This is a genomic window from Vibrio sp. V43_P6S15P86 (genome assembly GCF_009904725.1).
In the GTDB taxonomy this organism is placed as follows: Bacteria; Pseudomonadota; Gammaproteobacteria; order Enterobacterales; family Vibrionaceae; genus Vibrio; species Vibrio diabolicus.
The window spans coordinates 1-18174 of sequence record NZ_WXWT01000131.1 but is presented as its reverse complement, the minus strand read 5'-3'; the positions used below and the strand labels follow the sequence as shown (position 1 = coordinate 18174).

Sequence of the window (18174 nt, the reverse complement as noted above, 5' to 3'; positions counted from 1 at the left end):
TCGACGGTAAAGAAGTGCTTGTCATGTCTGAAAACGACATCATGGCGATCGTTGAATAATAGCAATCATTGAGTAATTTTTTGCTCAGATTCAATTACGAAATTACACACAAAGAATTTTAGAAAGGAAATCAAAGATGGCTGCTAAAGACGTTAAATTTGGTAATGACGCACGAGTTAAAATGCTGGAAGGTGTAAACGTTCTGGCTGACGCAGTAAAAGTAACACTGGGTCCTAAAGGACGTAATGTCGTTCTAGACAAATCTTTTGGTGCACCAACTATCACTAAAGATGGTGTATCAGTAGCGCGTGAAATCGAGCTGGAAGATAAATTCCAGAACATGGGCGCACAAATGGTTAAAGAAGTTGCGTCTAAAGCAAACGACGCAGCGGGTGACGGTACAACAACAGCAACGGTACTAGCGCAATCTATCGTTAACGAAGGTCTAAAAGCAGTCGCAGCGGGCATGAACCCAATGGATCTTAAGCGTGGTATCGACAAAGCTGTTGCCGCGGCAGTTGAGCAACTAAAAGAGCTTTCTGTTGAATGTAACGACACAAAAGCGATCGCGCAGGTTGGTACTATCTCTGCAAACTCAGACGCAAGCGTAGGTAATATCATTGCAGAAGCAATGGAGCGTGTGGGTCGTGATGGCGTTATCACGGTTGAAGAAGGTCAGGCGCTACAAGACGAGTTAGACGTAGTAGAAGGTATGCAGTTCGACCGCGGTTACCTGTCTCCTTACTTCATCAACAACCAAGAATCAGGCAGTGTTGATCTAGAAAACCCATTCATTCTTCTTGTTGATAAGAAGATCTCAAACATTCGTGAGCTTCTTCCAACGCTAGAAGCTGTCGCGAAAGCATCTCGTCCACTGCTTATCATTGCAGAAGATGTAGAAGGCGAAGCACTAGCAACATTGGTTGTGAACAACATGCGTGGCATCGTAAAAGTTGCAGCTGTGAAAGCACCTGGTTTCGGTGACCGCCGTAAAGCAATGCTACAAGACATCGCTATCCTAACTGGCGGTACTGTGATTTCTGAAGAGATCGGTCTAGAGCTAGAAAAAGTTGCACTAGAAGATCTAGGTCAAGCGAAGCGTGTTTCTATCACGAAGGAAAACACGACTATCATCGATGGTATCGGTGAAGAAGAGATGATCTCTGGCCGTGTTGCTCAGATTCGTCAACAAATCGAAGACGCAACGTCAGACTACGACAAAGAGAAACTACAAGAGCGCGTTGCTAAACTGGCTGGCGGTGTTGCAGTAATCAAAGTCGGTGCAGCGACTGAAGTTGAAATGAAAGAGAAGAAAGACCGTGTAGAAGATGCGCTAGCCGCAACTCGTGCAGCGGTTGAAGAAGGTGTTGTTGCTGGTGGTGGTGTTGCACTTATCCGCGCGGCATCTAAGATTGCTCACCTAACGGGTGACAACGAAGAACAAAACGTTGGTATCCGCGTTGCACTACGTGCAATGGAAGCGCCAATCCGTCAAATCACGAAGAACGCAGGTGCGGAAGACTCAGTGGTTGCGAACAACGTGAAAGCGGGTGAAGGCTCTTACGGTTACAACGCGGCAACAGGCGAATACGGCGACATGCTAGAGATGGGTATTCTAGACCCAACGAAAGTAACTCGTTCTGCGCTACAGTTCGCAGCATCGGTTGCGGGTCTGATGATCACGACTGAAGCAATGGTTACTGACCTACCGCAAAAAGACGCACCAGCGATGCCTGACATGGGCGGCATGGGTGGCATGGGCGGTATGGGCGGCATGATGTAAGCCAGCTTATCTCTTTGCTCTAAGGGAATCCTTATAGCGGAAAGATAACCGACCAAACCTTTAAAAGTCGAGGCATTTGCCTCGACTTTTTTATGCGCGTTATCCGAGAAATATAGCATTCTGATGTGGCTTCGATTGTGAGAGGCGAGTTCAAGAAATGTCAGTGGAAAAACATGAAAATATAAGCAATAAAATTTTTTCTTTTGAGTCAGGTGGTTAAATCTGACCTATTGCTAACACTTTTTGAACGGGGACAGAGCAAAATCTGAACATTACACTATGTTGTAAATTGTTGCTTCCCATCATGGAGATGAAAATGAAAAAGCTTATGACGTCATTGGCGGTTGCAGCCGCTATCGCATCACCAGTTGCTCTTGCTGACAGTACACCTGTGATGTTCTCTACTATCGACAACACAAACGCACCTTCTAACTCGTCAGTTGGTGGTGTTCGTTTAGCTGTGTTGCATGGACAGGTGAATGAGGTCAAAGGTGTCGACTTTTCACTGCTTGGTATGTCAGAAACGGATCGTACGACAGGTGTGAACTTCGGTTTGTTTTTTGGTGCAGCAAAGGTAAACCAAGAAATGAAAGGTGCGTCTTTAGGCTTAGTTAACTGGAACCAAGGTCAGACGACGGGTGTTAACTTGGGTGCTGTCAACATTACGAACAATGTAAAAGGCTTGAACTGGAGCGCGGTGAACTATTCTGAAGGCTACACCATGGCGGATGTGGGCTTGGCGAGTATCTCTAAAAAGTCTAACTTCCAGTTTGGTTTTTTCAACATGACCGATCAAATTGATGGCGTACAAATTGGTCTTTTGAACTGTGCGGATAACGGTTTCTTCAAATGTTTCCCACTCATCAACTTCGCTAAATAATCCCTGAGCAAGTCAGAGTCTTTAGATACAGAAAGCCCTCGATGTTCGTCGAGGGCTTTTTAATTACTGATGGGGTGAAGCGAGTTTATCGGCGCGTTAACTATTTAATTAAGCGGGATGAGGTTTTGCGTTGTTGAATTCTTTGGTGAACCCCTCGGCGCAATGCTTTGATGTGGTTTTCTGCTTTATCCACGCCCAGTAACACTGTTAAAGCCAGTAGGGTAATGACCACCGACTGCGTTAAATAACCCAAACCGATCATCAACCCTAATCCTGCCAGTACCCAAATAACCGCTGCGGATGTTACGCCGTGGATTTTTCCATCGAGTGTCATCATCACGCCTGCGCCTAAGAAGCCGACGCCAGTAATAATCTGACCAAGCACGCGTGCTTGATCGAGTGTATTTGGCGATAACGATACTGCCATCGACATAAACAGGTAAGTGCCTGAAATAATAAGAATTGCCGTGCGAATGCCAACAGGTTTACCACGAGTTTGGCGTTCGATACCGATCATTAGCCCATTAATGGCACAGCATAGTAGGGCAGGCCAGCTGAATGGGCCAAGATCGAAAATTTGTTCGAGTGCTGTATGCATCTTGACCTCCAAAAGAGCGGAGTATGCATAGACTTACCGTGCAAAGCGAACAAAAAGGAACGGTCGTGACGACAAATTTAATTGAGCGTCAGGACCTATTCTAAATGCAAATCCAATGGCGTTTTACTTGGCCTGCCACCAATTTCTCGTGTCAGTTTTGGTACCAGATAACCCGATACACGCGTGATGAGTCCGCGCATAATAGCTCTCGCTTCTTCGTCCGAAATAAAGTAGTGCCCTGCGCCTTGCACCTTATCAAGAACGTGGAGGTAATAAGGCAAGATACCCGCGTCAAATAAGGCCTCACTTAATGCCACTTGAGCTTCTACCGAATCATTCACGCCCTTCAGCAGAACGCCTTGGTTTAGAAGCGTAACGCCCGCTCTTTTGAGCTTGAACATCTGTTCAGCAAATTCGTCATTGATTTCGTTGGCATGGTTGATGTGAGTGACGAGGATGATTTGTAACCTTGATGCTTGCAGCAGTTGGCATAGTTCATCAGTGACTCGAGCTGGAATCACCACAGGTAAACGGCTATGAATACGCAGACGTTTGATGTGAGGTATGTGAGCAATGTGCTCTAAAAGCCAATGAATCTCATCGTCTTTTGCCATTAATGGGTCACCACCTGAGAAGATGACTTCGTTCAACTCTGGTTGCTGCGCCATGTACTCTAAGCACTTGGTCCATGCCTGCTTGCCGCTTTTGTTCTCTTGATAAGGGAAGTGACGACGAAAACAGTAACGGCAATTTACCGCGCAGCCACCTTTGACAATCATCAGGGCGCGGTTGCGATACTTGTGTAGCAGGCCAGGGACTTCATTGTCCTGCTCTTCCAATGGATCATTGGAGTAACCCGGATGCACCTCAAATTCGTCGCTCAGTGGTAAAACCTGACGTAAAAGAGGGTCTTTAGGGTTGCCTTTCTCCATCCTATCGACAAAACTTTGCGGTACACGCTGTGCAAACAGCTTGCGCGCGGCAAACCCGTCTTGCCACGGTGAAGGATCAATTTCCAGTATTTCGAGCAATTTTGCAGGATCAGAGATCCCATTCGCCAACTGTTTGAGCCAGTTTTGCTCAACAGATTCGACTTTTCGGGTTATTATGTGCGGCATTGAATTTAGCTCTAAGAATGTAAGAGGAAAAAATGGCTACAGTTAGCACCAATGAATTTAAAGGCGGTCTTAAGTTAATGCTTGATAACGAGCCTTGTGTAATTCTGGAAAACGAATACGTTAAACCAGGTAAAGGCCAAGCGTTCAACCGTGTTAAAATTCGTAAACTTCTTTCTGGTAAAGTGCTAGAGAAAACATTCAAGTCTGGTGACACTTGTGAAGTGGCAGACGTAATGGATATCGACCTAGATTATCTATATTCAGACGGCGAATTCTACCACTTTATGAACAGTGAAACGTTTGAACAGATCGCAGCAGACGCAAAAGCGGTAGGTGACAACGCTAAGTGGTTGGTAGAAAACAACACTTGTATGCTCACACTTTGGAACGGTAACCCAATTACTGTTACTCCACCAAACTTCGTTGAGCTAGAAGTGGTAGACACAGATCCAGGCCTGAAAGGTGATACTCAAGGTACTGGCGGTAAACCAGCTACGCTATCAACTGGCGCTGTTGTTCGTGTTCCTCTGTTCATCTCAATTGGTGAAGTGATTCGCGTTGATACTCGTACGGCTGAATACGTAGGCCGTGTGAAGTAAGCACTTTAGATTGATTGTTTGAAAGGTCGCTTCGGCGGCCTTTTTTATTGCCTGTAATTCTCTCTTGAATGTCCCTGCATAGAAAATCGATATCCTCCGCAAATTTTCGATGATTTTGTATTATTCGTAAAAATCTTATTTATTTCATGAATCTGTCGATTATTCCTTAATGTAACATTTTGATACATTAGTTCTTGTTGTTGAGTTGCATAGCAATCTGATTTTTATCGATTTAACTCAGTAACAATCCAAAAAGGAGAACAAAATGGAAAGCAGAGGCTTAGGAAGGGGTTTAAAGGTGGAAGAAAGACGTCAGTTACTACACAAAGGATTGAAAGCTGCGGTGTTTGGCGTACCGCTGTTGGCAATAGGCTTAACGATTAATAGCTCTGTGCTGATGACCGATGCAGGTTACAGCTACGTGCATCAGAACAATATCACTGGTGAGTTGGATGTGTTTACTGAACCTGGCATTCATTTTCGCATGCCATTTCTGTCCAAAATCACCAAGTATGACCAAGTGATCACTGTGTCATTCGGTAACAGCAAGGGCGAAGATTTTTATCAACGTCTTGATGCGATTCAGGTGCGATTTGCCGACACCTATATTGGTCAGATCCCCGTAACATTCCGCTTTAAGCTCAGTAATGACCCTGAAGCGGTGAAGAAGATGCATAAAGAGTTCCGCAACAACAGTAACTTGATCGATGCGCTGCTTGTAAAGAACGCACGTAACGTAACGGTGATTACCGCAACCCAATACACGGGTGAAGAGTTTTTCCAAGGTGGTTTGAACCAATTCAAATCGAAACTTGGCGATCAGTTACGAGAGGGGATTTATCTAACAGAGCGACGTCAGGTTGAAGTGGAAGAGTTGGATCTTGCGCCTGTTGGGGCGAATCAAGCTAATCCGAACCAATTACAGCGCACCAATCAACTGGTATGGAAAACCGTGCCTGTCGTAGACAAAACCGGGCAACCAATTCGTCAAGACAATCCGTTACAACAATACGGTATTCAAGTGACGCAGGTGACCATTGGTGACCCGCAGCCAGAAAAGCAATTAGATCAGCTATTGGCAGATAAAAAGCGTTTAGTGGCGGATCGTATTCGCGCGATTCAGGAGCAAGAAACGTCGAAAGCACAGGCGGAGACCGAGCAGTTACGCAAAGAGATTCAACGAACACGTGAAGTGCAAGACGCTCAGCGTGGTAAAGAACTCGCTATTATTGCTCAGCAAAAAGAAGTGGAAGTTGCACGTCAGATTGCAGAGCGTGAAATCGTTGAAGTGGAAAAAACCAAACGACTTGCTGAAGTCGAGAAGGAGAAAGAGCTAGCTATCGCAGAGGCTAACTTAGCCATTCAAAAGGCGAACGCACTTTCTGCTGAGTTTGAAGCGAAAGCGATATTAGCGAAAGGTCGTGCAGAATCTGAGGTCCTAAAAGAGAAGTACTCGGCGTTAGGGGCAAACCGTGAAGTTTATTTGGCAGAGTTGAATCGAGACGTAGCGAACTCGTTGTACAACAACTTGCAAAACTTCCAAGTTCAGATGCCACAAAACTACATTGGTGGTAGCGAAGAAACGGGCTTGAAAACAAACCTAGATGTGATTACTGGCTTTGGCGCCCTGGGTCTTATGGACCAAACGAAGAAGGTCATACAGCAATAAGATCATGGGTGGTCAAAAGCTTAAAAAGCAAAAAGATCATGGGTAACCCAAAGCAATAAAAAAGCTGGCATAGAGCCAGCTTTTTCTTTTTAGTCAGTATCTTAAATCATGAAGATAAAGATAACGGCTAGTGCAGTAATGAGGCCTGCAAATGCATAGCATGCAATTTTACCTATCACACCAGTGTGGAATTTAAGGTCGTGCATGCCGTGGTGTACACGGTGCATCGCATGCCACATTGGTAGAGCTAGGGTGCCAATGATGAATAGCGCACCGATGATACTGGTTGCGAATTCGGAGACACGCTCATAGCTCATCGCTTCTGCATCAATCACGCCTAGTGGGACCAAGATACCTAGCACCAATACCGTGATTGGCGTAATCATCGCGAACCAAGTACCGCCAGCACCAAATAGACCCCACCAGATTGGCTCATCAGAACGTTTTGGTGATGTGTTTACACTATAATTCGGTTTCATGCTCAGCTCCTTACACCACGATGAGAACGATCAGTGAGATGAACGCAACCGCGGCCCACTGAGTCAATACGATGATTTTCTTGTCCACCAGTTTGCCTTTCAAACGAATTGGCATTACTTGCGGCATCATGCTGAAGAAAGTTTGAGCGTGGAATAGGCTACCTAGTAGTGCAACGATGTTGATCGCGACTACGATTGGGTTTGCCATAAAATCCAACCAACCTTGCCATGCTTCAGGGCCTTTCACCAAGCAACCTAAACCGAAAGTTAGGAACAGAGTGAATAGGATCAAAGGCAGCACAGTCGCTTCACGTAGCATGTAGAAGCGGTAGAAAGGATGGTTCTTCCACCAAGTGCGTTTTACTTCACGAACGTAAGGTTTACGATTGCTCATCCTTATGCCTCCACTTTCTTTGGTGAACCATCAGGTTTCAACATAGCAATCACGAAGTCCATAGAAGACTCCACTTTGCCTTGGTTTACTGCCGCTGCTGGGTCAACGTTCTTCGGACAAACTTCAGAACAGTAACCAACAAACGTACAACCCCAAGCACCGTTTTCACCGTTGATAAGCTTCATGCGCTCATCTTTACCGTTGTCACGACTGTCTAGATTGTAGCGGTGCGCTAGCGTTAGTGCAGCAGGACCGATGAACTCTGGGTTAAGACCAAACTGAGGACATGCTGCATAGCACAGACCACAGTTGATACAGCCAGCAAACTGCTTGTATTTCGCCATTTGCTCTGGCGTTTGCAAGTTCGTACCGTCTTCTGGTTTACGGTCGTTACCAATGATGTACGGTTTGATTGCTTCAAGACGTTCGATGAACGGTGTCATATCAACAATCAAGTCTTTCTCGATTGGGAAGTTCGCTAGAGGCTCGATAGTCACACCGTCTGGGTAATCACGTAGGAAGCTCTTACAAGCAAGTTTCGGTACGTTGTTCACCATGATGCCGCAAGAACCACAGATCGCCATACGGCAAGACCAACGGTAAGACAGATCTTTGTCGAGGTGATCTTTAATGTAGCCCAGTGCGTCAAGCACAGACATGGTTTCATCGAATGGCACTTCGAATGTTTGCTTGTATGGTTCTGCATCTTTTTCTGGGTCATAACGCAGAATGTCTACTTTTTGAATGCGATTTGCTGACATTATGCTTGCTCCTCTGCGTTCTTCTCTTCAGCTGCGGCTTTTTCTGCTGCTTCACCGTATAGACGAGCTTTTGGTTGTGACTTAGTGATAGTCACATTGCTGTAATCGATACTTGGCGCTGAATCTGGTTTGTAGAAAGCAAGTGAGTGTTTTAGGAAGTTCACGTCATCACGTTCTGTACAACCGTCGTCCAGACGTTGGTGCGCGCCGCGAGATTCTTTACGTAGAATCGCAGAGTGAACCATCGCTTCTGCGACTTCTAGGCCGTAACCCACTTCGATTGCGTACAGAAGATCAGTGTTAAACACTTTGCCTTTGTCTTTAATGCTGATGCGTTTGTAGCGTTCTTTTAGTTCGGTGATCTTGTTAATGGTTTCTTGCATCAAATCTTCTTGACGGTAGATACCACAACCCGCTTCCATGGTATGACCCATTTCCGTGCGGATGTTTGCCCAGTTCTCATCACCTTCTTGGTTCATCAGTTTGGCGATGCGCTCTTCAACTGCTTTCACTTGAGCATCGATTGCAGACTCGTTCCAACCTTTGAATTCTTCAGCGCGTTTCACTGCGTTTTCACCCGCTACGCGACCAAATACCACGAACTCAGCCAGTGAGTTAGAACCTAGACGGTTTGCACCGTGAAGACCAACAGACGCACATTCACCAACCGCGAATAGACCTTTAATGCGAGTTTCACAGCCGCCGTTTGTCTCGATACCACCCATGGTGTAGTGAACGGTTGGACGAATTGGAATTGGCTCTTTTGCAGGGTCTACGTTCACGTAAGCTTTTGCTAGCTCACAGATGAATGGTAGACGCTCTTGTAGGTACTCTTCACCTAGGTGGCGAAGATCAAGGTGTACCACATCACCAAGAGGGTGCTTGATGGTGTTGCCTTTCTGTTGTTCGTGCCAGAAAGCTTGAGAAACTTTGTCACGAGGACCCAGTTCCATGTATTTGTTCTTCGGTTGGCCAACTGGAGTTTCAGGGCCCATGCCGTAATCTTGTAAGTAACGGTAGCCGTTCTTGTTAACGATGATACCGCCTTCACCACGACAACCTTCCGTCATCAGGATACCTGTGCCAGGAAGACCGGTTGGGTGGTATTGAACAAATTCCATATCACGTAGAGGAACGCCGTGACGGTAAGCCATTGCCATGCCATCGCCCGTTACGATACCGCCGTTGGTGTTACAGTGGTAAACACGGCCCGCGCCACCTGTTGCTAGAACAACAGATTTTGCTTTGATAGTAACAAGCTCGCCTTCAGACATGTGAATAGCAATCAGACCTTGAACTTCGCCTTCATCAACAAGCAGATCCACCACAAAGTACTCATCAAAACGTTTGATGTTGCTGTACTTCATGGATGTCTGGAATAGCGTATGAAGCATGTGGAAGCCAGTTTTATCTGCAGCGAACCAAGTACGTTCAACCTTCATACCACCAAAGCGGCGTACGTTGACTTCACCGTTCTCTTTACGACTCCATGGGCAACCCCATTGCTCCATTTGGATCATTTCGCGAGTCGCGTTCTCTACAAAGTATTCAACAACATCCTGTTCACATAGCCAGTCACCACCGCCAACAGTGTCGTTGAAGTGGTTGTCTAAGCTATCTTCATCCTTGATAACTGCTGCTGAGCCACCCTCTGCAGCGACCGTGTGGGAGCGCATTGGATAAACTTTAGAAATCAGAGCGACTTCTAAGTCTGGGTTTGCTTCAGCCGCTGCAATAGCAGTACGAAGACCAGCGCCGCCTGCGCCGATGACTGCGATATCTGTGGTGATAATTTGCACAGTTATCCTCCAGTGTGTGATTGCGGAAATCCGCTTGTTATTGTCATTACGAGGCGCTCCTTAAAAAGAACTCCCCAAAAGTAGTAGGGTTAGTGTAGATGAGCCACATGGCAGAAAAATTGATGTAATTGGGTTTTTGCTTCGGTAATGCACTTAAGGGCATAGAATTTATAGGTTATGTGACTGCTATCACGGCATCGAGGTTTTGGTCCTCAAGCATTAATATTAGGGATGTTAAACCCGTGTTGCGTGACATTAACCGCATGGATAATAGGATTTTAACTGAGTGTTTTTTGTTCTGCGGCACGAGTAATGCTTGCCTCAAATTGGCGAGCACATTAGTAAAAAGAAGAAGGGATATTCCTCTCTTCTTGAAGAGTAAAAAGCATGTAGAATGAGCCTTTCCTCGCTGAATTAAAGTTTGAGAGACTTGTTATGCAAACCAACTGGCAACCTACTGCTTCCATTGACCAACTTCGTCAACGTGCGACGTTAATCGCGTCGATTCGACAATTCTTCGCTGACCGACAGGTGATGGAAGTCGATACGCCAGCCATGAGTCACGCAACCGTGACTGACATCCATTTGCATACTTTCCAAACCGAGTTTGTTGGCCCAGGCTATGCCGATGGCAGTAAGCTGTTTTTTATGACCAGCCCAGAATTCCATATGAAGCGCCTTTTGGCTGCGGGCAGCGGTTGTATTTATCAAATCAACAAAGCATTTCGTAATGAAGAGAATGGTCGCTACCACAACCCTGAATTCACGATGTTGGAGTGGTATCGCGTTGGCTTTGACCATCATAAATTGATGGATGAAATGGATGACCTGTTGCAGCTGGTATTGAAGTGTGGTGCAGCGCAGCGCATGACGTATCAACAAGCCTTCATTGATGTGTTGGGTGCGTGTCCACTGGAAGGCTCGATGACGGAGCTGAAAACAGCGGCAAGCAAGCTGGGTTTAAGTGACATTGCAGAGCCTGAAGAAGATCGCGATACGTTACTGCAATTGCTATTTAGCGTGGGAGTCGAACACAAAATTGGTCAGGATGTGCCTGCTTTCGTGTACGACTTCCCGGCATCACAGGCGGCGCTTGCGAAAATCAATCCTCAAGACCATCGTGTTGCGGATCGCTTTGAGGTGTATTTTAAGGGAATTGAGCTGGCAAATGGGTTCCATGAGCTCGATAACCCGAAAGAGCAACTGGCGCGTTTTGAGCAAGATAACGCGAAGCGTCTCGACATGGGTTTAAAACCGCAGCCAATCGACTATCATTTGATCTCCGCATTGGAGGCAGGGTTGCCAGATTGTGCGGGTGTTGCGTTAGGCATCGATCGTTTGATCATGCTAGCGCTCGGCTGTGACCACATTGATCAAGTGACGGCTTTTCCATTCCCAATCGCATAAGGATATTCAATGAACTTGGCTGCTGCACGTTTGGTCATTCTCAGCTACGCAATACTGATCGCTTACTTATCGTTGAGCTCGGGCGAGTTGCAAGACTGGGGCAACATTGCGTATCTTGATAAAATGCAGCACGCCATGGCGTACAGCGGATTTGCGTTTTTAGGTTGCTTTTGCGTGTGGCGTTGGCGTCAGCGTTGGGCGGTGGCGATTAGTATCTTATTATTTAGTGCTGCCATCGAATGGCTACAAGGGTATGTCGGAAGACAAACCTCTTGGTTAGACCTTGTCGCCAACTCAACGGGTATTCTAACTGGTCTGTTATGTTACCGTATTTGGAGCCTCTATCGACCTAGGTTGGTGAAGTCGCTATACTCGATTCGTTAATGAAGAGGGAACACGATAACAATGAAAACGCGCGACAAAATCGTCTACGCGGCACTGGAGTTGTTCAACCAACATGGTGAACGCAACATCACCACCAATCACATTGCCGATCACATCGAAATTAGCCCAGGTAATCTGTATTACCACTTCCGTAATAAGCAAGAAATCGTTCGTGAGATCTTTGCGCTTTATTCAGCAGAACTTTTAGAAAGATTTACCCCTATTCAAGGCTCACAAGAAAGCCTGACTATGCTGAAGAGCTACCTAGACTCCATCTTTACGCTAATGTGGAAATACCGCTTTTTCTACGCGAATCTACCTGAGATCTTGTCACGAGATGAGCAGTTACATGAGCAGTACATCGATGTGCAAGAAAAGCTGCAAGCGAACCTCATTGCGATCATGCAAGAGTTTGTATCGCTGAAGCTGCTTAATGTTGATCAACAGCAGTTGAAGTCACTGGTGTGTACGTTGCATTTGATTGCGTGTAGCTGGTTGGCGTATCAATCTGCAATGGCTTCGAAAACCAGCATCACTGAGCAAATGGTGAAGCAAGGGATGTTGCAGATGCTTAATGTCGTTAAGCCATTAGCAACTGAGCAGGGGTTAGAGCAGCTACTGTTATTGGAAGATGCGGTCAGCAATCTACACAGTTAAACGCCAAACTGCTTAATATTTCGAGAGTCACTCTCATTTTCGAGTCGTGGCTCGAGTTGACTTGTCAAATATGCCACGCACAATAGTCCTCATACCGTTCAGCCCTCTCTGGGATATGACTCTCGATAAAGGAACTATCGCTCCATGAATTACGACATTTTTAATGGCGATGCTGATGGCATCATTGCGCTTCTACAATTACGCTTGGCTGATCCTATCGAGGCTCAGTTAATTACTGGTGTAAAGCGCGACATCAAGCTGGTGGAAAAAGTAGACGTGCAAGCGGGTGATGAGCTAACGGTGTTAGACATTTCGATGGAAAAGAACATGGTAGGCCTAGAGCAAGCATTGGCTCAAGGCGCGCACGTGTTTTACGCCGATCACCATAAGGCGGGTGATATTCCTCAGCATGGCAACTTGGATGCGCACATCGATCTCGATGCCAACATGTGTACAGCTTTAATTGTCGATCAATTGCTAAATGGACGTTTTCACACATGGGCGATTACGGCGGCTTATGGCGATAACATGATCGCGAAAGCAGATGAATTGGCTGACAAGGTCGGATTGTCACACGATCAGAAAGCGCAGCTTAAAGAGCTTGGCACTTTGATTAATTACAACGGTTACGGTTCGAAAGTGGATGACTTACATTTCCATCCAGCGGATTTGTACCAAGCTTTGCTGAAGTACGCGTCGCCATTTGACGCTATTGAAGATAAAACCTCGCCTTACTACCAACTGCAGTCTGCTTACCAACAAGATATGGATGCAGCTCTGGCACTGCCTGCCACGCATGAGAGCGGTAAGCTAAAGCTGTTCGAACTACCAAACACGGCCGCATCACGTCGAATCAGCGGTGTGTATGGCAACTGGCTGGCAAATCAAAACCCAGATTCTGCTCATGCAGTACTCACCGAAAATGCAGATGGCACTTACACGGTCTCTCTACGTGCCCCGTTGAACAACAAACAAGGCGCCGTTGCCGTGTGTGGGCAGTTTCCAACTGGTGGCGGCCGAGAAGCGGCGGCAGGCATCAACGCCTTAAGCAAAGATGATGTAAGTGCTTTTATTGATGCGGTAGAAACGTACTACGCATAGCATTTGCCAAAATATGAATACAAAAAAAGGAGCCGAGTGGCTCCTTTTTTATTATAAGTCGATGAGTCAGATAATCAGCGCTTCAACCAAGATTTCGGGTTTTGCGCTTCACTGTTGCGGCGAATTTCGAAGTAGAGTGATGCGCGATCTTGCCCGCCAGTATCACCCGCAAGAGCGATCACTTCGCCTGCGGTGACTCGATCGCCTTCTTTTTTCGTCAACGCTTGGTTGTAGCCGTAGAGCGTCATGTCGCCTTTGCCGTGGTCAAGCAATACCACTAAGCCATAACCGCGTAAATACTCCGCAAATACGACAGTGCCCGGGTAAACGGCTTTCACTTGTTGACCGTAATTGGCCGCAAGCACCATTCCCTTCCAGTTTACTTGCCCGGTTTGGCGAGTACCGAAGTTGTGTAATACACGACCTTTGAGTGGCCATGGCAGTTTACCGCGCTGTTTGCCCAGTCCGTCCATTGGCACAGCATTACGCTTAGCCGCTTTGGCGATCTCGGCTTTTAGGCGTGTTTCGTTGCGCTGCAGTTCAGCAAGGTAGCGTTTATCGTTCTTGATACTGCTCTGAATTTTATTCAGGGTTTGCTTACGTTTGGATTGTGTACTTGCCAGCGCCGTACGTTTCTCAGATTGCTGTTTGAGTAACGTCTCGATTTGCTCTTTTTCTAGCTCAAGCTGGTTTTTGTTGTGTGCCAATTCTTGAGTGGTTTTGGTGATTGCATCAATCACTTCAGCACGCGCTTTGGCTAAGTGCTGGAAGTATTGACTCATGCGGTCTTCTTCCACACCTTGATTCAACAAGTGACCATTGGCTTTCGCTCGTTCGGTCACGTAATACGTTTGCAGCAACTGTTTGAGCTCTTCCTCTTGCTCTTGGCGCTGCGCTTCTTGCAAGGCAATTTTCTCTTCTAGCTTGTCTATGTTTTTGTCTGCTTGTGCCAGCTCAGATTTGGTTTGTCTTATTTCGCGCTCAAGTTTAGAAATGCCAAGTTCTTGCTCTTTGAGCGATTTTTGTAGCTCATTGAGTTGCTTTTCTTGGGAAGAGAGAGATTTGCGTTGACGGCTTATCTCACTTGATACGCCTTTGAGCTCTTGTTGACTAGCGGCAGAAGAGGCGAGGGGGTATGTGGCAGATAAAGCACAAGTTAATAAAATAGCCGAGCGTAGAACAGGGTGATTTTGTTTTCGCACTTGAGATTTACCTACCACGTTGTTGTCAAAAGGTTTGTTGACGATTAAATACCATCTCCATGGATAAAGCTTTGTGATTTACCATTAAAGCCTTGATCCATATCGAGAGAAGGTTTGTCCGTTTTTGGACGACCGACGATTTTCGCAGGAACCCCCGCCACAGTTGTGTGTGGTGGTACTGCTTGCAATACCACAGAGCAAGAACCGATTTTCGCGCCTTCGCCCACTTCGATATTGCCAAGAATTTTTGCACCTGCACCAATCATCACACCTTCACGGATTTTCGGGTGACGATCGCCGCACTCTTTACCCGTACCGCCTAAGGTAACGTCTTGTAGAATTGAGACGTCATTATCGATAACTGCAGTTTCACCGATGACGATTCCCGTTGCGTGGTCGAGCATGATGCCGCTACCAATGCGTGCTGCCGGGTGAATGTCTACCTGACACGCAACCGAAATTTGGTTTTGTAGGTAGGTGGCCAGTGCATGGCGCCCTTGCTTCCATAGCCAGTTTGCCACGCGGTAGCCTTGCAGAGCGTGGTAGCCCTTTAAGTACAGCAGCGGCATAGAGTACATCGAAACTGCAGGGTCGCGATTAACCGTGGCACAAATGTCACAAGCGGCACAATCGGTAATGGTTGGGTCGGCAGAGAACGCTTCTTCTACCACTTCACGTACTGCCATTGCTGGCATCGATGCCGTGTTTAACTTGTTTGCCAAAATGTAGCTGAGCGCGGCACAGAAACTTTCATGCTTGATGATGGTGGCATGGTAAAAGCTGGCCAGCATTGGCTCTTGCTCTGACATTTCGCGGGCTTCTGAGACAATTCTGTTCCAGACTTTTTGTTTTTCGCAGTGTTTCATTCTCAATATCCTGAGTGGTTCTTCCGTGACCCGACAACTTCTATTCTTCTCAGATGAGGTGCGAAGGGGCGTAGAGTGCTACTTTCCTTCGGCTTTTTTGTCACGAGCAAGTAAATCTTGCGCTGCCAGGCGTGCATCCTTCCCTTGATACAATACTTGATAAATTTGATCAACAATTGGCATCTCAACACCCATGCGTTGAGAGAGCATCCATACTTCTTTCGTGTTGCGGTAGCCTTCTACGACTTGGCCAATTTCTTCTTGTGCCGTGTCGACGTCTTTACCTTGACCTAGCGCTAAACCAAAGCGGCGGTTGCGTGATTGATTGTCGGTACACGTTAGGACAAGGTCGCCCAAACCAGCCATACCCATGAAGGTTTCTGGTTTTGCACCAAGCGCAGCACCAAGACGGCTCATTTCGGCCAAACCACGAGTAATCAATGCAGTACGCGCGTTGGCTCCAAAACCGATGCCGTCAGACATACCCGCACCAATTGCGATAACGTTTTTCACCGCACCGCCCAATTGCATGCCGATAAAGTCACTATTGGCGTACACGCGGAAAGTTTTGCTGCAGTGGATTTTTTCTTGTAGGTCAGCGACAAATTCAGCATCTGGAGAAGCAACTGAAATTGCAGTAGGCATGCCCATCGCGAGCTCTTTGGCGAACGTTGGGCCAGACAATACAGCCAGTGAGTAGTTTTCACCGATAATGTCATAAGCGACGTCTTTCAGCAGACGACCCGTTTCTGGCTCAAGACCTTTGGTTGCCCAGCAGATACGAGAGTCTTCACGTAAGAAAGGCTTACAGCTGTTCAGTACGATGCCAAAAACATGGCTTGGAACCACAACCAATAAATCTCGGCTTGCTTGTACGGCTTTTTCTAAATCCGATTCAATGATCAAGCTTTCAGGGAAATCAACACCAGGTAAGAAAGCGTGGTTCGCGCGATCCGCTTCTAAACGTGCCATGTGCTCAGGCTCGTGTCCCCAAAGGACTACGTTCGCGCCGTTACGAGCGAGTGAGATCGCCAGAGAGGTACCGTATGAACCTGCGCCAATCACCGTCATTGCGATGTCTTTACCGTAAGCATTGTTTGTATTTGCTTGTGTCATGCTACCGCCTAATTGTCTTTCTACTAGTAGAATCTAGTTCCTAATCGTCAAATTTTACGCCTTCTGGCGATTAGGAACTAGGAACTTTTGTCAGAAATAAAAAATGCACATTGCATCGGATGGTAGACGCTCTGTGCATTTTATTAGAGTCGGTGACGTCAGCACTCAGGCTATTCGTCACTTACAAAAAGTGAATTACGCTTCAGCTTCGCCTTGTTGAGCTTGCTGTTGTAGGTAGTTCATGAATAGCGCGTCGAAGTTAACTGGCGCTAGGTTCAGTTGAGGGAACGTACCTTTAACCACTAGGCTTGAGATAGTTTCACGAGCGTATGGGAATAGGATGTTCGGGCAGAATGCGCCTAGGCAATGTGCTAGTTGGCCTGCTTCCATTTGCTCAGCAGTGAAGATACCACCTTGTTGAACTTCACATAGGAACGCTGTTTCTTCTTCGTTCTTCACAGTTACAGTTAGACGTAGAACCACTTCGTAAACGCCTTCACCAAGCTCACGGCTTTGAGTGTCTAGGTCTAGTTTAACGTCTGGGTTCCATTCTTTTTGGAAGATTACTGGAGAGTTTGGCGCTTCGAAAGAAACGTCTTTTAGGAAGATGCGTTGAATTGCGAAGTTTTGTTGTGCTTCTTGAGGTGCTGCTTCAGCCATTTTTTAATCCTTAAATAAATATTTGTAGAGCCTAGAAACGTCTAAACTCAGAAAACTGGTATGTCCCGAGACTAACTGAGCCAATCTACCTTGACTAGATGAAGCGTGTATTACGTGCAAAGCGTCACAACTTAATGCTTCAACTGCTTTCAATTTGCTCAGTTTATTATCCACGAAGCTTGGCAAAAACACGCTTGAATGCGTACCTTATCTTTTGCCTCTGCCCCGTTATCGAAGCTGCCGGGTATTACTTTTTACCACGTACTAAAGGCAGGTTCGCTTCGTTCCATGCAATCAAGCCGTTCTTCAGTAGGCTTACTTTTTCAAAGCCTGCTTTTACTAATAGGTTCGCGCTTTCTTGAGCGTTTTGCCCTGTCTTGCATACCACAATGATTGGGTCTGATTTGTGGTTTTCAAGGCTACCAAAGTTACCCGCTTTGATATCTGACGGTAAAATGTGAAGTGAGTCGGTGATATGACCTTTTTTGAACTCGTCCTTTGTGCGGATATCCACTACAACGCCGTTTTCACGGTTCATAAGATGAGTCAGTTGGTTTACGTTGATTTCTTTGTATGCGGCCGTCGCTGACTTCACGATGTTCATGATAAAGGCGACAAGAAGACCTACCCAAACCAAAGATAGAATCATGTTCTGTTGGAAAAATTCAATGTACTCTTGCATGTCTTGAGCTCTTACGCTG

Annotated in this window: 19 protein-coding genes; 8 read left to right on the top strand and 11 right to left on the bottom strand. The window is 46.4% G+C overall.

Annotated elements, in window-relative coordinates; genetic code table 11:
* Window positions 1-136: 136 nt before the first annotated feature.
* Both groL and CAG69_RS05860 read left to right on the top strand, forming a co-directional pair.
* Window positions 137-1783 carry a chaperonin GroEL gene (groL, locus tag CAG69_RS05865; protein WP_161443137.1) on the top strand — a complete coding sequence of 549 codons (1647 nt, stop codon included), beginning with the start codon at window positions 137-139 and terminating at the stop codon, window positions 1781-1783.
* 316 nt (window positions 1784-2099) lie between these two features.
* On the top strand, window positions 2100-2663 hold the full coding sequence (locus CAG69_RS05860; RefSeq protein ID WP_005395435.1) for a VC2662 family protein: 564 nt from the start codon (window positions 2100-2102) through the stop codon (window positions 2661-2663).
* A 100-nt stretch (window positions 2664-2763) separates the two neighbouring features.
* Here CAG69_RS05860 and CAG69_RS05855 read toward each other — a convergent pair whose 3' ends face one another.
* Both CAG69_RS05855 and epmB read right to left on the bottom strand, forming a co-directional pair.
* The gene (locus tag CAG69_RS05855) at window positions 2764-3261 is read right to left on the bottom strand and encodes an MgtC/SapB family protein (protein WP_005395427.1); all 498 of its coding nucleotides are present in this window, start codon (window positions 3259-3261) and stop codon (window positions 2764-2766) included.
* 95 nt (window positions 3262-3356) lie between these two features.
* On the bottom strand, window positions 3357-4379 hold the full coding sequence (gene epmB / locus CAG69_RS05850; protein ID WP_161443135.1) for an EF-P beta-lysylation protein EpmB: 1023 nt from the start codon (window positions 4377-4379) through the stop codon (window positions 3357-3359).
* A gap of 32 nt (window positions 4380-4411) precedes the next feature.
* Here epmB and efp point away from each other — a divergent pair, with 32 nt between their 5' ends.
* Window positions 4412-4978: an elongation factor P gene (efp, locus tag CAG69_RS05845; protein ID WP_161443133.1), complete on the top strand. Its 567-nt coding sequence runs from the start codon at window positions 4412-4414 to the stop codon at window positions 4976-4978.
* Between the two features lie 265 nt (window positions 4979-5243).
* Window positions 5244-6647, top strand: coding sequence for an SPFH domain-containing protein (locus CAG69_RS05840; RefSeq protein WP_161443131.1), 1404 nt, complete (start codon window positions 5244-5246; stop codon window positions 6645-6647).
* A gap of 101 nt (window positions 6648-6748) precedes the next feature.
* On the opposite strand, the gene frdD is transcribed toward CAG69_RS05840, so the two are convergent.
* Genes frdD through frdA form a run of 4 tightly spaced genes read right to left on the bottom strand, consistent with a single transcriptional unit; the run spans window position 6749 to window position 10080 of the window.
* A complete protein-coding gene (gene frdD, locus CAG69_RS05835) occupies window positions 6749-7126 on the bottom strand; it encodes a fumarate reductase subunit FrdD (RefSeq protein WP_005395421.1) in 378 nt (125 codons plus the stop codon).
* 10 nt (window positions 7127-7136) lie between these two features.
* Window positions 7137-7520, bottom strand: coding sequence for a fumarate reductase subunit FrdC (frdC, locus tag CAG69_RS05830; protein WP_005395419.1), 384 nt, complete (start codon window positions 7518-7520; stop codon window positions 7137-7139).
* Window positions 7521-7522: 2 nt separating this feature from the next.
* Entirely contained in the window at window positions 7523-8281 is a 759-nt protein-coding gene (locus CAG69_RS05825; RefSeq protein ID WP_005381489.1) for a succinate dehydrogenase/fumarate reductase iron-sulfur subunit, read from the bottom strand.
* A complete protein-coding gene (frdA, locus tag CAG69_RS05820) occupies window positions 8281-10080 on the bottom strand; it encodes a fumarate reductase (quinol) flavoprotein subunit (protein ID WP_047010259.1) in 1800 nt (599 codons plus the stop codon). Before frdA ends, CAG69_RS05825 begins: the two co-directional genes overlap by 1 nt.
* 435 nt (window positions 10081-10515) lie before the next feature.
* Here frdA and epmA point away from each other — a divergent pair, with 435 nt between their 5' ends.
* The 4 genes from epmA (at window position 10516) to CAG69_RS05800 (ending at window position 13629) form a co-directional block, all read left to right on the top strand.
* On the top strand, window positions 10516-11487 hold the full coding sequence (gene epmA / locus CAG69_RS05815; protein ID WP_161443129.1) for an elongation factor P--(R)-beta-lysine ligase: 972 nt from the start codon (window positions 10516-10518) through the stop codon (window positions 11485-11487).
* Between the two features lie 9 nt (window positions 11488-11496).
* Window positions 11497-11871 carry a VanZ family protein gene (locus CAG69_RS05810; protein ID WP_048626684.1) on the top strand — a complete coding sequence of 125 codons (375 nt, stop codon included), beginning with the start codon at window positions 11497-11499 and terminating at the stop codon, window positions 11869-11871.
* Window positions 11872-11892: 21 nt separating this feature from the next.
* Window positions 11893-12528, top strand: a complete 636-nt coding sequence (locus tag CAG69_RS05805; RefSeq protein WP_005395413.1) for a TetR/AcrR family transcriptional regulator — start codon at window positions 11893-11895, stop codon at window positions 12526-12528.
* A 144-nt stretch (window positions 12529-12672) separates the two neighbouring features.
* Window positions 12673-13629, top strand: coding sequence for a DHH family phosphoesterase (locus CAG69_RS05800; RefSeq protein ID WP_161443127.1), 957 nt, complete (start codon window positions 12673-12675; stop codon window positions 13627-13629).
* A 74-nt stretch (window positions 13630-13703) separates the two neighbouring features.
* Here CAG69_RS05800 and CAG69_RS05795 read toward each other — a convergent pair whose 3' ends face one another.
* From CAG69_RS05795 to CAG69_RS05775, 5 genes are all read right to left on the bottom strand, one after another.
* Window positions 13704-14849 carry a murein hydrolase activator EnvC family protein gene (locus CAG69_RS05795; protein WP_048626686.1) on the bottom strand — a complete coding sequence of 382 codons (1146 nt, stop codon included), beginning with the start codon at window positions 14847-14849 and terminating at the stop codon, window positions 13704-13706.
* 26 nt (window positions 14850-14875) lie between these two features.
* A complete protein-coding gene (gene cysE / locus CAG69_RS05790; RefSeq protein WP_005395410.1) occupies window positions 14876-15697 on the bottom strand; it encodes a serine O-acetyltransferase in 822 nt (273 codons plus the stop codon).
* Between the two features lie 78 nt (window positions 15698-15775).
* Complete coding sequence (gpsA, locus tag CAG69_RS05785; protein WP_006743122.1) at window positions 15776-16813, bottom strand: NAD(P)H-dependent glycerol-3-phosphate dehydrogenase; 1038 nt, start codon at window positions 16811-16813, stop codon at window positions 15776-15778.
* A gap of 195 nt (window positions 16814-17008) precedes the next feature.
* A complete protein-coding gene (secB, locus tag CAG69_RS05780; protein ID WP_005395400.1) occupies window positions 17009-17473 on the bottom strand; it encodes a protein-export chaperone SecB in 465 nt (154 codons plus the stop codon).
* Window positions 17474-17720: 247 nt separating this feature from the next.
* A complete protein-coding gene (locus tag CAG69_RS05775) occupies window positions 17721-18155 on the bottom strand; it encodes a rhodanese-like domain-containing protein (protein ID WP_005395399.1) in 435 nt (144 codons plus the stop codon).
* Window positions 18156-18174: the final 19 nt, after the last annotated feature.